Source organism: Flagellimonas aquimarina (assembly GCF_003149745.1).
In the GTDB taxonomy this organism is placed as follows: domain Bacteria; phylum Bacteroidota; class Bacteroidia; order Flavobacteriales; family Flavobacteriaceae; genus Flagellimonas; species Flagellimonas aquimarina.
In genome coordinates, this window is the sequence record NZ_QGEG01000001.1 from 420,475 (window position 1) to 442,977 (window position 22,503).

General features: G+C 37.9%; 21 protein-coding genes and 1 tRNA gene. 2 read left to right on the plus strand and 20 right to left on the minus strand.

Annotated elements, in window-relative coordinates:
- Window positions 1–549 precede the first annotated feature (549 nt).
- The 13 genes from DKG77_RS01855 to DKG77_RS01905 form a co-directional block, all read right to left on the minus strand.
- Window positions 550–1,239 (minus strand): hypothetical protein, encoded by a 690-nt coding sequence (locus DKG77_RS01855; protein ID WP_109659638.1) that lies wholly within the window; start codon window positions 1,237–1,239, stop codon window positions 550–552.
- Window positions 1,240–7,845: an RHS repeat-associated core domain-containing protein gene (locus DKG77_RS01860; RefSeq protein ID WP_109659640.1), complete on the minus strand. Its 6,606-nt coding sequence runs from the start codon at window positions 7,843–7,845 to the stop codon at window positions 1,240–1,242.
- 4 nt (window positions 7,846–7,849) lie between these two features.
- A complete protein-coding gene (locus DKG77_RS01865; RefSeq protein WP_133248401.1) occupies window positions 7,850–8,338 on the minus strand; it encodes a T9SS type A sorting domain-containing protein in 489 nt (162 codons plus the stop codon).
- A 4-nt stretch (window positions 8,339–8,342) separates the two neighbouring features.
- On the minus strand, window positions 8,343–8,684 hold the full coding sequence (locus DKG77_RS01870) for a hypothetical protein (RefSeq protein ID WP_165819332.1): 342 nt from the start codon (window positions 8,682–8,684) through the stop codon (window positions 8,343–8,345).
- Window positions 8,644–8,871, minus strand: coding sequence for a hypothetical protein (locus DKG77_RS16880; RefSeq protein ID WP_133248403.1), 228 nt, complete (start codon window positions 8,869–8,871; stop codon window positions 8,644–8,646). Before DKG77_RS16880 ends, DKG77_RS01870 begins: the two co-directional genes overlap by 41 nt.
- A gap of 12 nt (window positions 8,872–8,883) precedes the next feature.
- On the minus strand, window positions 8,884–9,621 hold the full coding sequence (locus DKG77_RS01875) for a tail fiber protein (RefSeq protein WP_109659646.1): 738 nt from the start codon (window positions 9,619–9,621) through the stop codon (window positions 8,884–8,886).
- Window positions 9,621–10,670 (minus strand): tail fiber protein, encoded by a 1,050-nt coding sequence (locus DKG77_RS17105; protein WP_109659648.1) that lies wholly within the window; start codon window positions 10,668–10,670, stop codon window positions 9,621–9,623. The genes DKG77_RS01875 and DKG77_RS17105 overlap by 1 nt, the downstream gene beginning before the upstream one ends.
- A complete protein-coding gene (locus DKG77_RS01885; protein ID WP_133248404.1) occupies window positions 10,667–11,584 on the minus strand; it encodes a helix-turn-helix domain-containing protein in 918 nt (305 codons plus the stop codon). Before DKG77_RS01885 ends, DKG77_RS17105 begins: the two co-directional genes overlap by 4 nt.
- A 608-nt stretch (window positions 11,585–12,192) precedes the next feature.
- Window positions 12,193–12,264, minus strand: a tRNA-Arg gene (locus DKG77_RS01890).
- Window positions 12,265–12,312: 48 nt separating this feature from the next.
- Window positions 12,313–12,726, minus strand: a complete 414-nt coding sequence (locus DKG77_RS01895; protein WP_109659652.1) for a DUF6691 family protein — start codon at window positions 12,724–12,726, stop codon at window positions 12,313–12,315.
- A 2-nt stretch (window positions 12,727–12,728) separates the two neighbouring features.
- The gene (locus DKG77_RS01900) at window positions 12,729–13,286 is read right to left on the minus strand and encodes a YeeE/YedE family protein (protein ID WP_109659654.1); all 558 of its coding nucleotides are present in this window, start codon (window positions 13,284–13,286) and stop codon (window positions 12,729–12,731) included.
- A 101-nt stretch (window positions 13,287–13,387) separates the two neighbouring features.
- Entirely contained in the window at window positions 13,388–13,534 is a 147-nt protein-coding gene (locus DKG77_RS16930; RefSeq protein ID WP_165819333.1) for a hypothetical protein, read from the minus strand.
- Between the two features lie 137 nt (window positions 13,535–13,671).
- Window positions 13,672–13,878, minus strand: a complete 207-nt coding sequence (locus DKG77_RS01905; protein WP_109659656.1) for a YgaP family membrane protein — start codon at window positions 13,876–13,878, stop codon at window positions 13,672–13,674.
- Between the two features lie 172 nt (window positions 13,879–14,050).
- Between DKG77_RS01905 and DKG77_RS01910 the strand changes: the two genes are divergently transcribed.
- On the plus strand, window positions 14,051–14,926 hold the full coding sequence (locus DKG77_RS01910; RefSeq protein WP_109659658.1) for a sterol desaturase family protein: 876 nt from the start codon (window positions 14,051–14,053) through the stop codon (window positions 14,924–14,926).
- A gap of 42 nt (window positions 14,927–14,968) precedes the next feature.
- Here DKG77_RS01910 and DKG77_RS01915 read toward each other — a convergent pair whose 3' ends face one another.
- From DKG77_RS01915 to DKG77_RS01940, 6 genes are all read right to left on the minus strand, one after another.
- Window positions 14,969–15,241, minus strand: coding sequence for a heavy-metal-associated domain-containing protein (locus DKG77_RS01915; RefSeq protein WP_109661380.1), 273 nt, complete (start codon window positions 15,239–15,241; stop codon window positions 14,969–14,971).
- A gap of 17 nt (window positions 15,242–15,258) precedes the next feature.
- Window positions 15,259–15,603, minus strand: coding sequence for a rhodanese-like domain-containing protein (locus DKG77_RS01920; protein WP_109659660.1), 345 nt, complete (start codon window positions 15,601–15,603; stop codon window positions 15,259–15,261).
- Between the two features lie 79 nt (window positions 15,604–15,682).
- The gene (locus tag DKG77_RS01925; protein WP_109659662.1) at window positions 15,683–16,066 is read right to left on the minus strand and encodes a rhodanese-like domain-containing protein; all 384 of its coding nucleotides are present in this window, start codon (window positions 16,064–16,066) and stop codon (window positions 15,683–15,685) included.
- A 6-nt stretch (window positions 16,067–16,072) separates the two neighbouring features.
- On the minus strand, window positions 16,073–17,482 hold the full coding sequence (locus DKG77_RS01930) for an MBL fold metallo-hydrolase (RefSeq protein ID WP_109659664.1): 1,410 nt from the start codon (window positions 17,480–17,482) through the stop codon (window positions 16,073–16,075).
- Between the two features lie 58 nt (window positions 17,483–17,540).
- Window positions 17,541–19,271 carry a SulP family inorganic anion transporter gene (locus tag DKG77_RS01935; RefSeq protein WP_109659666.1) on the minus strand — a complete coding sequence of 577 codons (1,731 nt, stop codon included), beginning with the start codon at window positions 19,269–19,271 and terminating at the stop codon, window positions 17,541–17,543.
- Window positions 19,272–19,335: 64 nt separating this feature from the next.
- Entirely contained in the window at window positions 19,336–19,968 is a 633-nt protein-coding gene (locus DKG77_RS01940) for a Crp/Fnr family transcriptional regulator (RefSeq protein ID WP_109659668.1), read from the minus strand.
- A 209-nt stretch (window positions 19,969–20,177) separates the two neighbouring features.
- On the opposite strand from DKG77_RS01940, the gene DKG77_RS01945 reads away from it, so the two are divergent.
- Entirely contained in the window at window positions 20,178–21,314 is a 1,137-nt protein-coding gene (locus tag DKG77_RS01945) for a PQQ-dependent sugar dehydrogenase (protein ID WP_109659670.1), read from the plus strand.
- A 451-nt stretch (window positions 21,315–21,765) separates the two neighbouring features.
- Here DKG77_RS01945 and DKG77_RS01950 read toward each other — a convergent pair whose 3' ends face one another.
- Window positions 21,766–22,377: a hypothetical protein gene (locus DKG77_RS01950; protein WP_109659671.1), complete on the minus strand. Its 612-nt coding sequence runs from the start codon at window positions 22,375–22,377 to the stop codon at window positions 21,766–21,768.
- Window positions 22,378–22,503: the final 126 nt, after the last annotated feature.

Here is a 22,503-nt window from a genome sequence, read left to right on the forward strand (position 1 = left end):
TGTTCCCTTTTTTTGTCATTTCCAATGGAGGTAAGGAATCTCATTACCTCTTTTAGATTTCTCGTCGCTGCGCTCACTCGAAATGACCTTTGGTCTCCACGTCATTTCGAACCGAATAGAATGAGCGTGAGAAATCTCACCGTGGCTTTCTTAGATTTCTCAATCGCTGCGCTCATTTCGAAATGACACTGCCTTTTTTGTTATTCCCAACGGAGGTGAGGAATCTCATTATCTATTTTAGATTTCTCGTCGCTGCGCTCACTCGAAATGACAATTGAGGGTTCTCAGAGTCATTACGAACGCATGTGACAAATCTCACTCTAAGATTTCTAGATTTCTCAGTCGTCACACTCCTTCGAAATGACAGGTGATTTTGTGTCATTTCGAGCAAAGCGAGAAATCTAACCCATTATTAATATAAGTTTATAACCCAAAAGCCACGACTATAACAGTTATGGCTTTATCATTTGGTCTTCTCAAGCTAACCCACCGACTACCCACACCTGTACTGAGTTTGACGAAGTAGACTAGAGAGCTAGAAGATATTTTTCAAATTTTACCATCTAAATATGAATCAAAATCAAATATTCCTGATTCTAGTGCTTTAAAAAATGCTTCTTTGTTTTCAAAGATTTTTTCAATTTTAAATGGGTCATGAAACATTCCATATATACTGCCATTTGTATCAATAGATATATAGTTACCGTCCTCCATATCTTTAATCACATAAAACTTTTTTTTATCAATTTCAATTTCAAATGTCTGTTCAATATCCAACACCTTATCAATATCTTCTGAAACTTCACCAATAATTTTCACTAAAGAGTCAAAATCACTATTATTAAAGTGTTTTTCGTTTAACTGGGAAATGTCAATTTTGCTTAAATCTAAATCCGAATAATTACTAGCTACTTTAAAACCTGAAATCATTCCATTTACGATATCTAATTCAACAGATTCATATTCCTTTGTTCTCTTATTCCAAATCAACATATTCCTAATAATGAAGAACCTAGGAAGGTTTTTATTGTAAAAAAGGTTTTCAATTTTTGCGTTTAGAGTTAACATATAAACTCCTTCTTCTTCACTAGTTGGGTTTGGTTTTTTATCAAGAATGAAATCTTTGTTTGCCTGATTTTCAAGATAAGGATATCTATCAAGTAGATTTTCCACTAGGGAAGAAAGGAAGATATAATCTTCTTTCTTTATTTGTTTCTTCTTTTTCAAAAATCCTAACATTTACTTCCATTTTAGATTATAAACCTCTTTAGCCCAAGCCGGAGCAAAACGTGCTCTATATGGGTCCTGTTTAGCATGGTCTAAACTATTAATTCTTTTCAAGTTAACTCTATTATTTATTAGCCAATCAGGTAAATCAAATTCTTTTTGGGCCCTTTGAGGAATAAATCTATGGTGAAGCTCTTCATACTGTTTCCAAACTTTACCTGTTTGTCGATTTGTAATTACATCTAATTCCTGTTTCTTTCTTTTAGACCAAAAAGACTTTTTATATTGTTGAAATGTTTTTCCTCCTCTAGGCAAACGTTTTCCAACACTTTTTGCAGTCTTTTTCAATAACGATCTCCCTCCTACTTTAATCCCCGTCTTTACTGCTCCTTTTAAAACAGAAGCACTTCCCAGTGTAAAAACATCTAAAACAAGGAACCCTGCCCCAAGTGCCACCTGCCAACCGTTACCATCGCGTATCCCTTGATAAATATCTTTGCCGCTCCCTACAAATGGTATAAAATCCATTGCTGTATCCAAAACATCTTCAGTGGTAATGGTAAAGCCTTCGCTTATGGGTTCAGTAGGACCACCCGCCTCGGGGTTGTATTCCCAACCGTCCGGTTTTGGTATGCCCTGTAACGGATCGGCGCGGCCCGTTAACGAAATACCCGTTGGGACCACATTTTGATATGAGAAATTATTCCCCAAGGTATAGTTGATCACACTACCTGCCGCATCTACGGCCGGTATATCCAATGCTACAAGCCCGCCATCGTTAAAGGCCGACCGTTTGCCAGAAGATGACATGCTCGATGCCGCTTGGGTATTGTTCTGTACATTGCCCGGTGCTGGAGCGGGGCCCGTATTGGAACTTGATGAATACCCAACATCCGGTGCCGAGAATATTCCCAAATCCAAAAAGCTATCTGCAATAATTAGCGCTCCCAAACCAACCGTAACCCATTTTGCAATAATTGCAAACAAACCAATTTCTGCACCGCCCAAAAAGAATTCCCCACTTGGATCCACATACGAAAGTGGATTATTGAACGCATACCCATAACGGTTGTAACTTTGGGTATTAAAGGGTTCTTGTATGTAATTGTCAGGGCTTAAAAAACGTCCCAATTGGGCATCATACATACGCCCGTTCATATGGATCAGGCCAACTTCAAAAAAGTGTTCGTGGCCGGTATAGCCCCTACCCAACAAAGCGGTATGGTCAAAAGTAGTGCCAGCGCCACTGTCCAAAAATTGATCTACGCTCCCCCAAGCGCCAAATTGGCGTTCTTCCTTAACATCGCCATCGGCATCGGTTATGGCCAAAATACTGCCTAGATAGTCCCGGTGCAAGTAATGGTATTCGTCCAAATTTCCACCACCTTCTTGTTTAATATGTACTACTGGGGCCGTGTATGCATCACCGCCTACATAGGTTACAATCTTGGAGGTACCTGCTTGGGTATCTTGTACAATTTCAGCAGGTATAATAGCGGAATAATGCTTTACAAACCTGCGCAATGCCTGGTCTTGTTGCTCCCCACCATAATAGGCCGTACTGCGGTTCATGAGTGGGCCATATTCAAAGCTTACCCGTCCATGTCCCGTTTGGTGGATCTCTACCGGTTTCTTAAAAGCATTGTAACTGATCTGCTGGGTGGGATGCTGTTGGAAATATGTATCTCCTGCAGAATTGGGGTCAATCTCCGTTAAGCGGTATTTTTTGTTGGTATTACCATACACATAATCGCCTAAAGCGTCATTATTATCTACGTTACCGTTGTTCTTGTAGGTTTTGGCATGAGATACATCCCCGCTAATGTCGATCAACCGATCCTGAATGTCATAATTAAATGTTTCCTGCCAACTAAAGCCAAAATTTTCCCTAGAGTTTAAATTGCCTCGTTGTACATTAAAATCGTACTCGGTATGCAATGCTACCGTAGGGTTAGGAGCTGTGCCACTTTCTTTGTCCTCAATCTTGGTAAGATATCCATAAGCATCATACGTCTTTGCTTGGGTTATTCCATTGCCCAAATTTACGGTCAGCTCTTGACCCCTAGCATTAATTTCACTGAGCTCCCAGAGTTTAAGGGGGGTGCCTTCGTTCCATATCTCCGTTAAAATACCCGAGGTATCGTACTCATTACGCGTAGTAATTGCTTTGGAGATACCACCCGCTAAAGTGGAAATCTGCTCTTCTTTCCATACTCTACCATAGGTAGGATCATAAGTAATTTCATACTCAAAACTGGCCAATCCGGTGTTTTCAGTTATCTTTTTGGGTCTTTCATAGGTATCATAGAAATATTCGTAGAGATATGTTCTTCCCGCATTTAGATTATCGGTACCTGTAATCTTTTTCAGCTGTTTTGTAGTGGCCTCATGATACTCATAGGTAAGGGATAAATCTGTAAAATCACCCGTAATGGTCTTGGAGGTTACTTTTCCTTCTCCATCATATTGATATGTTGTGGTACCTTTAGGAGAGGTCTGCTCTAAAAGCTCCCCGTAATTATTGTACTTATAGGTATAGTTCCCCGCTGAGGGGTCATTTAAACTGGTTTTGCGGCCCCAGCCATCTACTCCAACGGTCACCAAATTACCCCCATAATCGGCAGACTTCAGTTGGCCACTGGCATGGTAGGTATAGTCAATGGTACCTCCTAGATCCACTACCTTAATGGTATTGCCCAGGGCATCTAAGGTAGTGGTCACGTTTTTAACCCCATCATTGACCGTAGAAGAAAGCCCTGAATATGAGGTGACCGTTATATTTCTACCGGTGTAGAGTTGTTGCGAAACCACTCTACTATATTCATCAAAATTGGTTACATTCCACTGGCTTGGTGATCCTTTATGTGGCTCACTTTCCTTAATAAGCCTTCCACTTGCATCGTATTCATAACTTGTGTAAGACCATTCGTTGTTGAGACTTAACGCTCCTGTTTTTATTTCCCAGCCAAATGCGTTAAATGTACTTTCCTCTTTACTGCCTTGAGGGTAATCTACAGATGTTTTGGTGCCCCCATCTTGCAAGTACTGGGTGCCATATTGGGTAATATTTCCCAAATAATCGGTTTCCGAAATTATTCGACCCCAAAGATCATGACCGTAGTAAGTGGTTAATTGATAGCTATCTGTTGTACTTTTTAAAAGACCTGAGGAAGCTTCATAGGTAAAAGTGGTATTCAGGGAATCAATATCTATGTACTTGGTCAAAAAGCGATTGCCATATCCATTATACTCAAACCTTTGTATTCTATCTGGCTCGGTCCCTGTAGTCTTTAAGGTTTTAGTTTTGATATTGCCATAAGTATCATACTCTAATTCTTGAGTAATCCAGTCTGTTCCATTACCTTTTCTACGGATAAGGTCAACCAAATTGTTGTTATACTGATACTGTTCTTCTGTTGTAAACGTACTTCCATTTAGCGTAAGTCGCTCCTGCATTTTTAGTGGTTTACCAATATGGTATGTATTATTGGTCGCATTGGCATTGTTCGAATATTGATAGGTAAGTACACGGCTGCCCCCAGGATAAGATGTTGTGGTCACCAATGGATTGTTGTAGTCATCATAAGTATAGGTCTCAGTAGTTGTTACTCCGGTAAGACCATTATCGGTTTCAGTGCGGTTTAGACGAATATCGACCGCTCCTGCATAGCCATCATCACCGGGTTGTTCATTTGGCGGAAAAATATAGGCCCAGTAGCTGCCATTGGATCCTATAGCATGAAAACCAGGGAGAAGCGAAACGAACTCTTCCACTTCATCTGTTTGTGCACCGGGCAAGCTAGAGTTTCTGCTGATATTCTCGGTGATTTGAGGTGCGATTGGAGACCCTGGGTTTGCAATTAACTGATAATCATAAAAATAATTTACCTTTCGTTGGTATTGGGTTGGATTGGTATCTGATGAGTTTGCCGTTATCTGTTCGGTGACCACGCCGCGAAGCAGGGTATTCCTTTTAGTTATGGACCATAATGGAAGTACGTTATTTCCAAACCAACCGCTTGTTTTGACAATTTCAAAACCCTGAAATCCTAAGCCTTTTGTATGCGAAACAGCTCCTTCATAATAAAATAGTTTTGTTCTGTCGATTCCAGAAGCAGTTTGGTCCAAACGCCTAACTACCTTAAAGGTAGGTGCCACATTGATATTCACAAAGGGAAATACTTTTCCATACTTGGGAAAATAAGAGTTGATATATCCTCCTGGGAAATTACCATCACCTTCATAGCTAGGGTCAACAGGGTCGTAGGTAATATCAGTAGAGACTCCATTATTATTGACTTTTTCCAGCATAACATCCTTCCTATGGTCCAAACCGAAACTATATGATCTTACATGTTTGTTGCTTATTACACCAAAGTCTAAATTATTATTGGGTTGACTTGAAGGTAAAATGATAGGTATGGGATAATGGCTTAGTGTTCCGAATCTGGTGTCCGTGCTTAACTCTAAAAATTTCTTAGGAGATATAATTAAATGCGGGGTTAAGTACTGTGTACCTGTCCCACCACTGTTGGTAACCGTATTAAACTCCAAAATATCTGTTTTACCATCTCCATTTATATCGATCGGTAATAAATCGTAAGTGTACTTAGGGTTTCCATCGATTGCATTAGGTTTATAGGAGAAGGTTTGGGATTGTAAAGAAGTAATATTAAAAAATCTTCCCTTAGATGAAAATATTCTAAAATCTGTACTGTTATCTTGCTGCGGTATTATAAAATCAACTTTTCCATCACCGTTATAATCTCCAGGCAAAATGGGAAAATCTACATTTATGGTCGAACTATACTGATTCCAAACCTCAATCAAGTTATTATTATTTTCATCTAAACCATATACATAAACATTGTTTGCCTTAAAGAGTATGATGTTCGTTCGACCGTCCCCAGTTACGTCTGCAGTAAACAATTTGTCATTTATGCCCACTGTTTCGCTTAATTGACCCAAAGAAGAAGAGAAATCATTGCTTGCTGTCAATCTACGGTCCAGTTTTATCAAATGAACTGTTTTTGGATATACAGTTGTAGCACTACAAGTATTACATCCACTTCCTCCTCCGCTAGGGTAACAAATACGGGAATCATTTTGTCCTTTTGAAATTGAGATTACGTCTGTCAAACCATCACCATCAAAGTCACCAGAAAGATAATCTCGGGCTATGCGTTGGTAGGTCGTGCTACAATCTTCCAATTGATAGGATATTCCAGGGGCATTCCAAATTTTGGTATACTTTGTAGACAAAGGCGCTCCATCTTCTTTGGCCATGATGGTAAACTTAACATCCTTACTACCGGTATTTTGCACCGCTACCAGACCCTGTCCTGGCATCAAGTTGTTTTGATGATTCAACCATGTCGCTGTAAACATTTCTTCAAATGACCCAATATTAACACCATCACCATAATTAAATCCTTGGTCGTTTTGAATATCATCAAAAATCCAAAACTTCTTTTTAGTATCTGGGCCTGTAGTAGGGTAAATCACAAAATCCATTTTGCCATTACCACTAAGGTCTCCAGGTATCACTCCGGAATTATCCCTATTAATATTGGATATGCTAAGGTTTGTAGCCGTACCATCAACATCGGTTAAACTGTAGTTGGTGTCTCCATACTCAAATGTTACGCTTCTACTAGACCCAGAGCTCGGATATTCTTTTACTTCGATTAAACGTTGATAGTTTACCAGAGTCTTGTCATGAAAAAGCTCATACTTTCTATACAAGGAATTTGTTTGTCCAAATACTTCTATTTTATTCAGAGTTGAGGAATTTTGGAAGTACTCTTGTCCTATCCAAGCGGACTCGACATGCTTGTTAATACTGCCTGAGAGGTAGGTAAACCTTATCTCATTTATGGCTGGATTACTTCCCTTGCTACCATATTTGATTTTACTGATATGTCCTCCCGAGTACTCATAGGATATTCGTATTCCTTGGGGATTTTCCCAATACGAAATGGCATAATCCATAGAAGTTCTTGAATCGGGATTAAGGCCATAAAAAGCAATAGAGCCATCCGGATATAATACCTTAAAATGTCCAGGTCCAGAAGACGTGGTATTCGTGCCCACCCCAATAATTTTCACATTGGAGTATTGTTCCGTTTGATAAGTACTGCCATCAGTTCCATAAGTGCCTGTCTTTACAATCAAACGCTGCCCATCCAAAGCAAAGCGGTCATCCAAGTCAAAATCCACCGGATCAATTTGATTGTCGTGAAACATCGTTGAAGGGATTCTGGTAATCACCGAAACACCAGAAACATTCCATCCCCAGCCAGCCATTCCTCTACCAGTGTGGCTATCAAAATCCAAGGAAACCTCTGGAACAACTCCATTAAGGCCTGGAGGAACATTTATAGGAATTGAATAATTTAATCCCCCTGATGAGTTTACGGATAAATCTGCAGTAATACTTCCTTCAGAACCACTTAGATTAACAAGTTCAGATTCAGAAGAAGATTCATCTTCTGACATCTCATAATCTAAAATGATAATTTCTTTAGTACCAGTTGTCTTATAAGTTCTTGGTTTTTCATCCTTAGTAAAGGATAATAACATAAAAATGACAAAAAAAAGAAGTGTTAGGTTTTTCATTGGGCTATTTTTTTATGACGTGAAAGGTTTGCTTGGTATTGTCTGTGTAGAATACGGAAACCATATATCTGCCTGCAGGGTAAATTCCAAAGTTTAGGCCTAAGCTTCCTTGTCTGTTCTTAATGGTTTTTTGGAACAATTGCTGTCCTATACCATTAAATAAAATAATCTGTGCCACCTGCCTTTGGGTATCTTGCCATTCTACCGTAAGCTGTTCTGTTACCGGATTTGGATACGCTACTATGTTAGAAAAATTATCTCCTTCATTTAAGCCCGAAACATCTTCTAAAATATCTTCTTGCAAAGCAACATCTTCAACCAAAGTAGAATCTAAAGCCTCTTTAGACGTATTGCAATTAATGCAGACCCTATCCCTTAGGGTTTGGTTGCCTGCGCTGTCATAACTAAACTGGATTTTATATTGGGATTGGGCAAATGTAGATGTCATTGCCATAATCCATACCAGACCAAATAAAAGTAATTTTTGTTTCAAACTCTTAGTTTTTAAGGTTATTGATTTGTTGTTCCAAGGCCTCTAGCTTCTCGGTTAGAAGTGTGATGCCTTTCTTATATGTGTTCATTTCTTCTTGCTGTTGTAATGTATACAGCGTTAGCTCCTCAATTTTCTCCAAGAGCAGTTTGTTCATCTTACCCAATTGAATGCCATTTTCTTCCACTTCTTCGGCTGACGGGATATTGATGAGATGGCCTTTTTCTTGAATATGCTTTTCCACTTCTTCAAGTGTGGGCAAATCATAATTTTCTTTAAAAACATAATCCGCCCAGCCCGTTTCTACTTTAATTTCCTCCGCCCCATTTGGTCGCACCCGTGGGGTCAAAAAAATGGTTTCCGCGCGCCCAGCCACTGGTTGTTGTGGGAATTTTAAAACGAACGCTCAACCCATCCATGATTACATCAGAATTTGACGGGTACTGGTTCTGAGAAAAACCCATTTGAATGTTTATCAGTAAAAGAAAAATTATGCTTTTACCAATAATTGGAATTCTTGTACTATAGTTTTTCACGATTTTCTATTTTTAGAATTTATTTTCAAGGATTACTAGACGTTTTTCAAGTTCTTGTATTTTTTTGTTGTTTTTCTCAAGCTCGATTACATAGAGTGTCAACTCCTCTATCTTCTCCAACAGTATCATATTCATCGCTCCTAGCTGAATACCATTCTCTTCCATTTCCATAGCGGATGGTATATTAGGTAAGTGACCATGGTCCTCAATGTAGTTTTGGACCTCTTCTAAAGACCTAAGATTGTACTCTTCTTTAAAGACATAATCAGGGCCTGGAACAGAAAGATCTACCTTGACCTCCTCGGCATGGATATCACCTTTTACTGTGAGTTTGGAATCTGGGGAGGAGGTCCCTATGCCCATTGAACCATTTCTTGTAATTCGTACACTTTCATATATTGGCCCTAGTCCATCAGTGCCTTTTGTGAAAAATGCCAATCCAATATGATCAGAATCCGTATGTTCTTGTATTGCAGCAATTGCCGCCCTTCTTCTGGAATTCACTTTCCAAGTTATTCCTCCAAAAAAATTGCCTATCCCCGGTGTATTTGAAGTAAAGGAAACATGGTCTTGGGATTGAGCTTCCATACTGGTATTAAACAAATTTGGATTGTATATTTCCAGTTTTTGACTTGGATTCGTAGTGCCAATACCTACATTGCCATCATCGGGAAACGAATTGGTGACTTGGGCATTAATAGTCAAAAATGACACAAGCGAAATCGCTACTATTAATTGTAATTTATTCATCAATTTTGGTTTAAAAGTTGTTCAATTTTTTGAAAACGGATTTCTTGTTGAGCAAGCCTTTCTTCTTGTTCCAAAATATAAAGGGTCAACTCCTCAATCTTCTCTAAAAGCTTCATGTTCATTTCGCCCAATTGCACACCATTCTCTTCCATTTCCTTAGCCGAAGGAATATTTGGTAAATGTCCATTCTCTTTAATGTAGTTTTCGACTTCCTCCAAAGATTTCAGGTTGTAGTCTTCTTTAAAGACATAATCCGGACCTGGAACGGAAAGATCAACTTTTACTTCTTCTGCATGGATATTTCCCTTTACGGTAAGTTTGGAGTCCGGAGTAGTCGTGCCTATGCCCACATTGCCATTGGCTTTTAGTGTAAATAGATTGGATGTTATCTGTGATGTATTATTATGTACTAAACTTGAGGCGAACGTTGTATGGTCTGCTGTATTGCTCCTTCTATTTATCACAAATTGATCTGAACCGGAATATGGTCTTCCAATGAACCACTCATTGGTCCCTCCTAGGTCATGCATAAACATCCCTAAACCTCGTTGATTAGCACTGTGAATCGCCTTAAGCACAATACCAGCATTAATGGCACCATTGGCAGTGCCGGTTAATGTCAGTTCGGCCCGGCTGTCCGCAGAATTCATTTCCAATAATGTTGACGGTGAATCAGTACCAATACCAACCCAACCGTTATCATTTATTATTATTCCTTTGCCTTGATTTTTTAGATTGATATCGTAACCAGCTCGGTTGGTGTAAAACCCAAGTTGTTTAGTTGTCCCACTTCCTTCTCCCAACCACCATATTTCATCTCCACTTTTGTCATAACCACCAAGCCAACCATAGAAAGCATCCTCTGTATCCTCATCACTGGTATTTTGTAGTTTAATAACCGCTCCGCTACCTGCTACATGAAGTTTTGTGCTAGGAGTGGTTGTTCCAATTCCAACATTACCATCATTAGGAAAAGAATTAGTAACCTGGGCATTAGTTGTTAAAAATGTTCCAAAAATAATAGCTACAATAAGTTCTATTTTTCTCATCTATTTCGATTTAAAAGTTGTTCTAGTTTTTCGAGGCGGTTTTCTTGATTTGTCACTTTACTTTTCAGCTCATCCATTTCCTTTAACTTTTTTTCCTGTTCCAAAGTGTACAAGGTCAATTCCTCTATCTTCTCCAACAGTTTCATGTTCATCTCTCCCAATTGGATTCCGTCTTCTTCCATCTCCTTTGCTGAAGGAATGTTGGGCAAATGCCCATATTGTTCGATGTAGTTTTGAACTTCTTCCAAAGATTTAAGGCCATACCCTTTCTTAAAGACATAATCTGGGCCAGGAACGGAAAGGTCAACTTTTACTTCTTCTGCATGGATGTTGCCTTTTACGGTAAGTTTGGAATCTGGAGCGGCGGTGCCAATGCCCACCTTTCCATTGCTTTGCACTTTCATCCTAACATTGCCGCTACCATCTTCTAACTGAAGAATTGTCGGGTTATTGGTCGATTGAGAACCTCCATAACCACTTTGTATTAAAAGACCTTTTCCTTCACCTCCTCCATTATATATTTTAGCCGTCCAAGAATTGTTGATAGACTTGTTTACCTCAACAAAGGCAGAAGCTTGAGAGGTTCCTATGCCAAAGTTTCCATTTCCATCTTCAGCAATTATTGGACGCCAACTGGTCCAAACATTGTTAGCAGGGTCCCATTGTCTAAGCTTCAAATCCCCATAAGGGTAAGTGGTTGAAGCTATTTCAAAATTCCTATATGGGCCTTCCAGAACAGTTAACTTTGTACCATAAGGATAAGTCCAGTTTAAGGCAGAATTATTACCGCCGGGGCCCTCTTGGTAGTAAACGCCAGATGCCATATTGTTTGGGTGTTCACTTTCTGCATATTGATTCTGGGCCATTAACAATACAGGAGTTAACCAAATGGTGAGCTTTAAAAGATTTTTCATTTTTTGTAATTTTTTTGGTGTACTTAATACGTAATTTTACAAGATTCTGTTGCTGCATTAAAAAAAGTTGTCCAATTTTTTATATCAATTTATAAATTGACTCAAGTTTTTTTTTCTGGCCCTCGCACATATTGAATGGGTCCCATGAAAAATCTCTGATACCTATTGAAAAGAAATATTGAGACATCGGTTTTGCAGTTTCACAACAACAATGTAGGAAAATATTGTATTTTTTTATTATATAAAAACCTTAGTTTTCTAGTGTTTTTTACGTAAAATTTTATAAGTAATTAATTATTAATATATTATGGGAGGAAGAATTTTTATCCTTGACATAAACTTAATGTCGGTAATAACCACTTACGTCTTTATTATGAGACTTAAACTGTATATATAGTCGAAAATCCTCAATAAAATTCTGAAAGTGCAATATTTTAAGGAATCAAATGAAGCGAGAATTAGCCATAATTGAAATCGGGACCCAACAATATGAGCTGCTAAATATTCTAAGACATTTTATGTGCCCAAGGCAATGGACAAGAGAAATCCAGAGTGAAAGGTAATTTTAGGGTAATGTTAACATGGGATACTCTTTGCGGCTAAAAAAGTAGCCCCGGCAAGAATCGAACTTGCATCTAAAGTTTAGGAAACTTCTATTCTATCCATTGAACTACGGGGCCATTGCCATAAATGGATTGCAAAAATATGTTTTTTGCCAAAAAGAATTTTTAATGCGGTAATTTATCTTTGAGCAGTCCGTAGATGTAGGTTCCCAAAACTGCAGAAATCAAAACTACTACAATAGGAAGAAAACCAGCCCCCAACAAGGTAAATATAGGTCCGGGGCATGCACCTGCAAGTGCCCAACCCAATCCAAAGAGGATGCCTCCTATCAAATATCTTTTAAATCCTCTTTCTTTGGGAGGTATATTAATTTCTTCACCATAAAAAGATTTGATTTTAAATCTTTTTATCAGCTGTATACCAACTACTCCAATAACTAGTGCAGAGCCTATGATTCCATACATATGAAATGAATCAAACTGAAACATTTCGTAAATCCTGAACCAAGAGGCAGCTTCTGATTTGAACAGCAAAATACCGAAAAAAATACCGATAACCAGATATATAAAAGTTCTCATAATCAAAAAATAAAAGGGAATAAAACATGAACCATAAAAAGGCCTCCAATAAAAAAGCCAATAACCGCAATTAATGAAGGTTTTTGCAAATTGCTCAAACCAGAAATAGCATGACCAGAGGTACAGCCGCCAGCATAGCGGGCTCCGAAACCTACAAGAAGCCCCCCAATAATCAATAATGTCATGCCTTTTATATCTGAAAACACGGCTGTGCTAAACAGTTCCGTTGGGAGGTAAGCGGTACCAGAACTATTGAAACCTAAGGATTTTAATTCTGATATTGTATCCGCACTAATGTTTACAGACAGATCTGAAGACAAAAAGTTGGAGCCAATAAAACCACCGATAATGGTTCCTACAACCACCACAAGGTTCCATTTTTGCGACTTCCAATCGAACCTAAAGAAATTTGAATGTTTTCCAGCCCCGCACATAGTGCAAAGGGTCTTTAAATTGGACGACATGCCAAAACGTTTGCCGATCATGATCAATATGAACATGACCAACGCAATCAATGGGCCAGATACATACCATGGCCAAGGTCTATAGAGTAAATCCATTTAAAATTTCTAGCAATAAAGATTAAGCCATCAATTTAGTGACTTTTGTTTTAAGACAATAGTCTTGAATATGGTGTACTAAAGATTTTGGAAAATTGGAACTAAGGCTTTTTAGGGCCTTCTCTTTTTCCACTGCTCATCAACGCCAAAACTGCTCCTACCAAAGCAATTACAACAGCAGCGAAAACACCGATCATCCAAATACCATTTTCCCAAGAAACCAACGGAATTATGTGAAGTAATTTCATCCTTTTTCAATTTTATGAAAACCAAATTTAATTGGCATATTACTTATAAAACATGATATTTCTCAAACAACCTAAATTGGTAAAAATACACCTCGACAATAAATATCGAGGTGTATCAAAAACAATCAATCAAAAAACTATTTTTTCTGCTTAATACTGTTCACTCTAAAAAGAGCATATAAAGGACAAAAGCTCACAAAGCTGGTAATAACAAATATTCCCGCTAAAGCCATTAAGATGTAAGCAAGAGTACCCTCTATAACATTAAAATAGTATAAGCCAAACACAACTACCGCCACTATCAGCCTTATAAAACGGTCAAGCCCACTCATATTCTTTTTCATAATATCTTCATTTTACAGTTTTCAATTAAGAAAATATCAATATCATCTTTTGGTTGGTCATTCAAAATTAACATACATCCACAAGCTATTCAGTAACCTTAGTTACATTGCTGTTTACAATTTTATGCTACTTTTAATTTTAGGATATTTGTTATAGCCCAATACTGATTCTATGCAAGACTATTTTGAAGCTTTTATCAATGGTTTTTTAGGAACCGCTCAATGGACTTGGAAATCTGTCTTATTTGAAGTACCATGGTATACCAATTATTTTTGGGGCTTAATTCTTATTTCTCTTCTTGTATGGGGATTGGAAATTATATTTCCATGGCGTAAGGATCAATCCATTTTTAGAAAAGATTTTTGGCTGGATGGCTTCTATATGTTCTTCAATTTTTTCATTTTCGCCATTGTTATCAGTGGTGTCTACAAAATGTTGGAGCTTTTGTTAGGCACTATTGGGGTTACTGCCAATAGTGTTGCCATCATTGATTTTTCAAATTGGCCAATTTGGTCTCAACTGCTTATTTTCTTTATCATTCTAGACTTTGTTCAATGGTTTACCCATGTGCTATTACACAAGTTTCCTTTTCTATGGCGATTTCATCAAGTACACCACAGTGTAAAAGAAATGGGGTTTGCGGCACACTTACGTTACCACTGGATGGAAAACATATTTTACAAGCCTTTGAAGACATTTGGGGTTATGATTTTGGGAGGGTTTGAGCCAGAACAAGCCTATATTGTTCATTTTGCTGCCATTGCCATTGGTCATTTAAACCATGCCAACATTAAACTTACCTATGGTCCTTTAAAATATCTTTTAAATAATCCGGTAATGCATTTGTACCACCATTCCTATATCCTTCCCAAAGGAAAGTTTGGGGTTAATTTTGGAATTAGCCTAAGTCTCTGGGATTATCTTTTTGGCACCAATTACATTCCAGAAAGCAGTGGTAAAATTGAACTAGGATACCCAGGTGACCAAGCGTTTCCTAAAAGCTTTTGGGGACAATTGGTTTATGGTTTTAAAAAAACCAAGCCGTAATTCTAATAAAAAATCCTTAAACCAGATAGTCGTTCCAACAAATCAGCTGCTCATAAACTTTCCATTGGCACAACTTACAAACGACTTTGCTTTTTGCAATATCCCATTTTCGTCATCAATCGCAGGGTATCCCAATGCTCTAAGTCTATCTTTGACAACCCCAATTACATTGACGTCTTGATATTTAAATATGACCGATGACGTTTCTTGATCAATCATTATTTCATCAATCCCATCTAGTTTTGATAGCTTATCCTTAATTGTTTTGGAACAGCCTCCACATTTTAGGTTTTGAATTTGAAGTGTTGTTTTCATTCCAAATGGTTTTTGGTTTAATACTTCCACATGCTATAGCCTCCACGTAAATCATAAACAGTGCTAAAGCCCATGGCCACAAGTTTTTTTGCAGCTTTTTGACTTCTGTTCCCTGATTGACAATATAGGTAAACTGGTTCGTCCTTATTCATTTTAGAAAAAGTGGCCTTAAATTCGGGTTGCTTGAAAAAATCAATGTTTTGAGCTCCCTTGATATGCCCAGAAGTAAACTCCCTTGAAGTTCTTACATCTACCAATTGTACCTTTTTATTAGAGATGGCATTTCTAAAGTCCTCAGCATTCAGTACCTCACTGGCTTCTATATTAGTCTGCTTTTTGAACAAAAAATCTAAAATCGACATATTCATGTTTTTAAGAATTCTTAAAATTAAACATCATGAACACGATGGTCAGTAACGAGAGTTACACAACTAAGAACAATTACTCTGTAGCACTCCAATCATCATATCCGCCGGAGTAGTCGAAGATTTTTTTGAAGCCCTTGGTCTTTAACAATATAGCCGCATTGTTACTTCTTGTTCCTCTTCTACAATAGAGATAGACAGGTTCTTCTTTGTTAAGAGTAGCTATTTGACTTAAAAATGCAGTACTATCTTTGAAATTGAAATTTATGGCATCATCAATACGACCATCTTTGTATTCTTCTGGTGTTCGCACATCGATAAATTGCACATCATTTCCCACCACGTCGGTCTTAACGGTTTTTTTATCAATTTTTACTATTGTACCTTCTTCCTTAGTCTTACAGGAAGCGAGTAATAGAAAACAAAAACTAAATAGGGAAATCTTCAATACACTTTTCATAATAGCTTATTTTAAGGTTGTAGGGCAGACAAAGTCTGTTACCGGAATTCCAGCTTCCTTGATAGCTTTAAATCCTCCGGCCACATCTACCAAGTTATGAATTCCTCTGCTCTTAAGGATTGAAGCAGCAATCATACTTCTATAACCTCCTGCACAATGAACGTAAAAAGTCTCTTTTTCGGGAAACTCGGATAAGTGATCATTGATGAAATCCAATGGCGTCAACATAGCGTCGCCAACATGTTCAGCTGAATATTCGGTTTCTTTGCGAACATCAAATACAGGAACTTTATCAGTTAGTCTTTGCTTAAATTCATCTGCATTGATACTTTTTACGGTGTCAATTTCCTTTCCCGCTTCTTTCCATGATGCCATTTCTCCTTCAAGATAGCCCAAAGTACCATCAAAACCTACTCTGGATAAGCGGGTTATTGTTTCTTCTTCTTTTCCTTTGGGTGTGACCAAAAGTATGGGTTGTTTTACGTCTGCAATTAGGGCTCCCACCCAAGGGGCAAAACTTCCGCCCAATCCAATAAAAATAGACCTAGGCACATGACCTTTTGCAAAATCGTCTTGGTGACGCACATCTAAAACTATGGCTCCTGTTTCGTTTGCTGCAGTTTCAAAAGCATCTGGTGATAAAGCTTGGGTTCCTCTTTGCAATACATCATCAATATCCTCATAACCCTCTTTGTTCATCTTTACGTTTAATGGGAAATATTGTGGTGGTGGCAAAAGGCCCTCTGTAACTTCTTTTATGAATTCTTCCTTGGTCATATCTGAACGCAAAGCATAATTCATTTTCTTTTGATTGCCCAAAGTGTCGACGGTTTCCTTCATCATATTCTTTCCACATGCTGAGCCTGCCCCATGAGCTGGGTACACGATAATATCATCTGCCAAAGGCATTATTTTGTTTCTGAGGCTATCGAACAAGGTTCCTGCCAGTTCTTCTTGAGTCATGTGCGCAGCCTTTTGTGCTAAATCTGGCCTTCCCACATCACCTAAAAACAAAGTATCCCCACTAAAAATAGCATGGTCTCTCCCTGTTTCATCCATTAATAAAAAAGTAGTGCTTTCCATAGTATGCCCAGGAGTATGCAAAATCTTGATAGTTAATTTACCCAGTTTAAACTCCTGCCCATCCGTGGCGATAACAGCATCAAAGGAAGGATTGGCATTAGGGCCAAAAACAATGGGCGCTCCTGTTTCCTTAGATAATGTAACATGCCCACTTACAAAGTCTGCGTGGAAATGGGTTTCAAAAATGTATTTAATTTCAGCACCGTCTTCTTGCGCTCTTTTTAAATAAGGCTTTATCTCTCTCAAAGGATCAATAATTGCCACTTCTCCTTCGCTTTCAATATAATATGCGCCTTGGGCCAAACATCCAGTATATATTTGTTCTATTTTCATCTGTTATAATTTTGTTGTCAAAAATAAGATTGGCTTGCGACCTATGCAGTTACCAAAGTTACAAATGCTTTGTTTTAGATTGTAATGAAACTTTGTCTTGAATGCTATTTTTCTCTTTTTGGTTGGTGCAGTACTCAAAGGCTTCGCTAGTCCTGACAAACAGATTCTCTTTCCCTATTTTTTTAACCAATCCACTGGAAAATAAGATATCACGAGTAGGTCCAATAACACCAGCAATGAGCAATGCAATATCTTTTGTTTTTAAGTCATTTACTACTTGACTCAACATATTCAAAGCGCTGCTGTCTATATAATTAATTGCCTCAGCATTTAAAATGATATACTTTAGAGCACCCCGCTTCTCTTTAATGTTTTTATACAATTCTGTTTTAAAATAGTCTTTATTGGCAAAGTATAATTGTCCATCAAAACGAAGAACCAATATATTATCGAACAGTTCAATATCATTGCTGAAACGATTCACGTTTTTAAAATAATCAGTGCCCTTTATACGACCCAAAATGGCAATATGGGGCTTTGATGTCCTGTTGACCAACAATAAGAGTGAAAACAGCACACCAAAAATTATTCCCTGGGAAATTCCTATCAGCAAGGTGGTAAGAAACGTAACCACCAATAAAAAGAACTCGTCTTTACGTTGCTTCCATAATTGTTTCGGATATTTTAAATCAACCAAACCATAGACCGCAACCAATATAATGGCCCCTAAAACCGATTTTGGCAGATAATAAAAGAACGGTGTTAGAAATAGCAATGTTAAACCTACGACCAAAACGCTCACCAAAGAGGCAACACCAGTTTTAGCTCCTTCATTTACATTGACAGCGGTTCTTGATAGACCCGCGTTCGCTGGAAAGGATTGAAAAAGAGAACCTATGATATTGGAAATTCCTAAAGCCCTTAATTCTTGGTTAGGTTCCGTATGGTATTCATTACTTTGATCCTCCACCGCCTTTGCTATTGTCATTGCTTCTGCAAAGGCAATAAAGGCCAACGCCATAGCCGTTGGAAAAGCTTTTATTATTACATCAATATCTAGTTGAGGCATCTTAAAAGCAGGTAATCCTTTTGGTATCTGACCAACAATGTGCACATCTGTATCATTTACCATGAAAAAAAAGATTCCTAAGATCGATAAAATAACGACCACCATTGCGGCCGGTAATTTTCTGTTCAGTCTTTTTAATCCTAAAATCACCAAAACAGCTGCAAAACCTATGCTCAAATCGTAAAAATTCGTCTCCGACAACGCGCCAAAAATTGCTTGAAGCGTTTTTAAGGTATTGTTAGTGCTTATTTCCAATCCAAAAAAATGCTTAAGCTGACTTATTGCAATAACAAGGGCAGCTGCGGAGGTAAAACCACTTACCACCGGTTTTGATAAGAAATTAGAGAGGAAACCAAGGCGCATAAAGCCCATTATTAATTGAATGCTTCCAACAAATAGCGCTAAAAAAATAGCCATGCTAATATAATCATCAATGTTTGCCAACTTCATGGCTGCCAAACTTGAAGCAACAATCAGCGAGTCTAGAGCTACAGGACCTACTGCCAATTTTCTGCTAGACCCAGTAAAAGCATAGATTAAGTTAGGCACCAAAGCTGCATACAGACCATAAACAGGTGGAAGACCAGCAATTAAGGCATACGCCATTCCTTGAGGAATGAGCATGACCCCTACGGTAATACCGGCAATCATATCCTTTAAGAGAAAAGAACGATTGTATTCGGGTATCCATGATAAAAATGGAAGATACCGTTTGAGCATTTAGTTGAATTTTTTGTAAAAATAAGGTGTGCAGTGATCAATTACAGTAACAAAGGACACAAACTTATAAATCTACTATTTGAATATGGTTCCTATGCAACACCAATTTTTTCATTTTCTCTAGTTTTTTTAATAGTCTGGAAATCACAACTCTAGAAGTATGTAAGTCGTAAGCTATCTCTTGATGTGTGTTTCTAATACAATCATCATTTGTAACCTGTGCTTTCTTTTTAAGGTATGCCACCAACCTTTGGTCCAAATTTTTAAATGCTATACTATCTACGGTATTTAGTAATTCGTTCAAACGATTATGGTAACTTTCAAAAACATAGTTGCGCCATCCTTTGTATTTTGCCATCCACTCCTCCATTTTAGGTACGGGCACCATAACTATTTTCGTTTCGGTTTCTGTAATGGCCCTGATCTCACTTTTTGTCTGCCCCATACAACAGGCCATGGTTACCGAACAGGTTTCCCCTTGCTCCAAATAATACAGGAGCAACTCATCACCTTCGTCATCCTCTCGCAATACTTTAATGGCACCCGAGAGCAATAATGGCATAAATCTTACATAATTACCAATATCCATTATAGTTTCTCCTGCTGGCACTTCTACCAACTTGCCTACAGCAACAATTTCATCAATAAGAGGTTGTTCAAACTGGGTTCCAAAAGTGCTTAAAAGTTCTTCTCTCATAGAACATATATATTCTTCTAAGTTAATGTATTTGTAGAAAGGTTTTCATGAAACTTTCAAGGTTTTGTTTTGTGAAATACATTGAAAAAGAATTTTTAACCCCGATAGATTATAATCAATTTATAAATCCATCATAGTACTATCTAAATTCAACATTTGTTATCCAAAGAATAATGGATATTCCTGTCATTAGTTCATAATTGTTGCTCATGAAATATAAGGACCATTCTTGTTTGTTATTAATTGGTATTTGGTTGTCTCTCCTATTTTTTAACTGTACAGATGAAGAGCAGGCATGGACGTTTAAAAGCGAAGAAATCAATTTTAGGTTAGAGAAAGTAGCAGACAGCATCCGTGTCCCCTTTGGAATTTCATTCTTACCCAACGGAAAAATGCTTGTCACCAATAGGTTTGCTGGAGAAATATTATTGGTCGATATTGACTCTGGAGAAAAGAAAATGCTCAAGGGAGTTCCTAAATCCTATTGCAAAGGAGATGGAGGAGCGTTGGACATATTGCCCCACCCAAAATATGAACAAAATGGATGGCTTTATTTCTCACACTCAATTGGGGACAGTATCAGTAGTTCTATGTCCATTGAAAGGGGAAAGCTCAAAGGTGATTCGCTGATCAATGTAGAACGTATTTTTACGGCGTATCCATTTTATGAATCACCAAGTCATTATGGTTCAAGGATGGTTTTAAAGGATGGGTATTTGTTTTTTACCATGGGAGATCGTTATGACCTAAAGGATTCTGCCCAGACCTTGAACAATCATTTAGGAAAAGTAATGCGCATTTTTGAAGATGGCCAAATCCCTAAAGACAACCCTTTTGTTGATACAAAAAATGCAAAGCCAGAAATCTGGAGTTTTGGACATAGAAACCCTCAGGGGTTAACGCTACATCCCAAAACCAATGCACTCTGGTTGCATGAGCACGGACCAAAAGGAGGGGATGAACTAAATCTTGTTAAACCAGGTCTTAATTATGGGTGGCCCATAATTTGCCACGGTATAGATTACGATGACACCCCAATAGGAGAAGGGATTACGCATAAAGAGGGAATGGAACAACCCATACATCATTACACTCCCTCTATAGCCCCCAGCGGTATGGAGTTTTATCATGGAAATGCATTTAAAGAATGGAATGGCAACGTATTCATAGGGGCCATGGCAAAAACCCATTTAAACCGTCTAGTATTTAAAAATGGCAAAGTTGTTCATGAAGAACGCCTGCTGGAAAGCTTTGGAAGAAGGATACGTGCGGTTAAACAAGGGCCAGATGGTCTTATCTATATTGGTGTTGATGGTGGTATGATTCTTAGGTTGAGGCCTATATAATATCCTTTTTGTCCAAAGAAAAAAGCCTCTCGATTTCTCGAAAGGCTTTCCGTTATGCTCCCCCTCTTGGGGTGCTAACATTGATTTCAGCACAATCACATGAATTCTATTTCTTTAATATTTTATTTATAATACTTAACAGAAGAAATTAATCTAAAATGATAGAATTCACTTTAAAAAATATGGGATATAAAGTGGGATAAATATTAAATATCGGTTAACTTCCTTAAGCGCATTAAGTTCCTCTCGGAGTTCAGGACTATCAGGGAGATAAACAAACACCTCAGCATCCACGAAAAGAGCGTACAGCAATATTTGAACTTAATGGTGCAGTTGGGGTTTGATGTTGAGGTCAGGATGGGCAAGTACCATTCCTATCGCATAACTAATACCAAGGAATACTTTTGGATAACTTGACAGAAGGCTTCATATGCGCCATTGTGTACCTAGATTATCTGAAATCTATAAATTCTTTTCCTACAAGTTCTCCAAAAGAATATATGGGTTCCTCATAATACTCCACTGGATGGCTAAACGGTTTGAAATGATGCCCAATGGCAAACCCAATCTTAACACTGAAATTCTCTTCTGAAGTTAAATAGACATTGTCATATTCGTCATCGGATTTTGGTATGAACAACATTACCTTTTTATTATCAATGGGCCTTTGAACCCACTCGTCTTTTTCTTTGGCAGTGGTCCAACCTCTTATTGCAGGATCATAACCTATATCGTTGGGGTAGTGCAAATAGTTTACAAACACACAAAACGTAGCGAAATCAATGTCATATGGAAACGTAATAACAAACTCTTCTTCACCAAATGCAAATAGTCTAGGCAATGCCCTAAAACTTTCCTGGTTGTACATATTACAAAACTGCTCAATTGCTTTTTCTAAATCCCTTTTCTTTACACTCCTGACACTTATAAGTTTATCATTAAAGACTTCGACTACAGGTAATAAATTTTGATTAGGTCTACTAGGTTTGCCAGAGGGAAGGCAAGACTGAATTAAAAGAGCCACTGCTGCAACCGCAATAATTATTGTCAAGGTTCTGTTCATATACACAATACTTAGATGAGATAAACTTATGAATTTACTTATTTCCATCCTACTAGAACTTTTTAGCGACCGCTTGAATTTTACCAGCAAGTAATATTTTGGAGTTACCTAATGGAAGATTATTGG

Bases quoted from the DNA above. Each gene is read 5' to 3' on its own strand.
- DKG77_RS01855 (WP_109659638.1), bottom strand. From the start codon at position 1,239: ATGTTAGGATTTTTGAAAAAGAAGAAACAAATAAAGAAAGAAGATTAT.
- DKG77_RS01860 (WP_109659640.1), bottom strand. From the start codon at position 7,845: ATGAAAAACCTAACACTTCTTTTTTTTGTCATTTTTATGTTATTATCC.
- DKG77_RS01875 (WP_109659646.1), bottom strand. From the start codon at position 9,621: ATGAATAAATTACAATTAATAGTAGCGATTTCGCTTGTGTCATTTTTG.
- DKG77_RS17105 (WP_109659648.1), bottom strand. From the start codon at position 10,670: ATGAGAAAAATAGAACTTATTGTAGCTATTATTTTTGGAACATTTTTA.
- DKG77_RS01885 (WP_133248404.1), bottom strand. From the start codon at position 11,584: ATGAAAAATCTTTTAAAGCTCACCATTTGGTTAACTCCTGTATTGTTA.
- DKG77_RS01895 (WP_109659652.1), bottom strand. From the start codon at position 12,726: ATGAGAACTTTTATATATCTGGTTATCGGTATTTTTTTCGGTATTTTG.
- DKG77_RS01900 (WP_109659654.1), bottom strand. From the start codon at position 13,286: ATGGATTTACTCTATAGACCTTGGCCATGGTATGTATCTGGCCCATTG.
- DKG77_RS16930 (WP_165819333.1), bottom strand. From the start codon at position 13,534: ATGAAATTACTTCACATAATTCCGTTGGTTTCTTGGGAAAATGGTATT.
- DKG77_RS01905 (WP_109659656.1), bottom strand. From the start codon at position 13,878: ATGAAAAAGAATATGAGTGGGCTTGACCGTTTTATAAGGCTGATAGTG.
- DKG77_RS01910 (WP_109659658.1), top strand. From the start codon at position 14,051: ATGCAAGACTATTTTGAAGCTTTTATCAATGGTTTTTTAGGAACCGCT.
- DKG77_RS01915 (WP_109661380.1), bottom strand. From the start codon at position 15,241: ATGAAAACAACACTTCAAATTCAAAACCTAAAATGTGGAGGCTGTTCC.
- DKG77_RS01920 (WP_109659660.1), bottom strand. From the start codon at position 15,603: ATGTCGATTTTAGATTTTTTGTTCAAAAAGCAGACTAATATAGAAGCC.
- DKG77_RS01925 (WP_109659662.1), bottom strand. From the start codon at position 16,066: ATGAAAAGTGTATTGAAGATTTCCCTATTTAGTTTTTGTTTTCTATTA.
- DKG77_RS01930 (WP_109659664.1), bottom strand. From the start codon at position 17,482: ATGAAAATAGAACAAATATATACTGGATGTTTGGCCCAAGGCGCATAT.
- DKG77_RS01935 (WP_109659666.1), bottom strand. From the start codon at position 19,271: ATGCTCAAACGGTATCTTCCATTTTTATCATGGATACCCGAATACAAT.
- DKG77_RS01940 (WP_109659668.1), bottom strand. From the start codon at position 19,968: ATGAGAGAAGAACTTTTAAGCACTTTTGGAACCCAGTTTGAACAACCT.
- DKG77_RS01945 (WP_109659670.1), top strand. From the start codon at position 20,178: ATGAAATATAAGGACCATTCTTGTTTGTTATTAATTGGTATTTGGTTG.
- DKG77_RS01950 (WP_109659671.1), bottom strand. From the start codon at position 22,377: ATGAACAGAACCTTGACAATAATTATTGCGGTTGCAGCAGTGGCTCTT.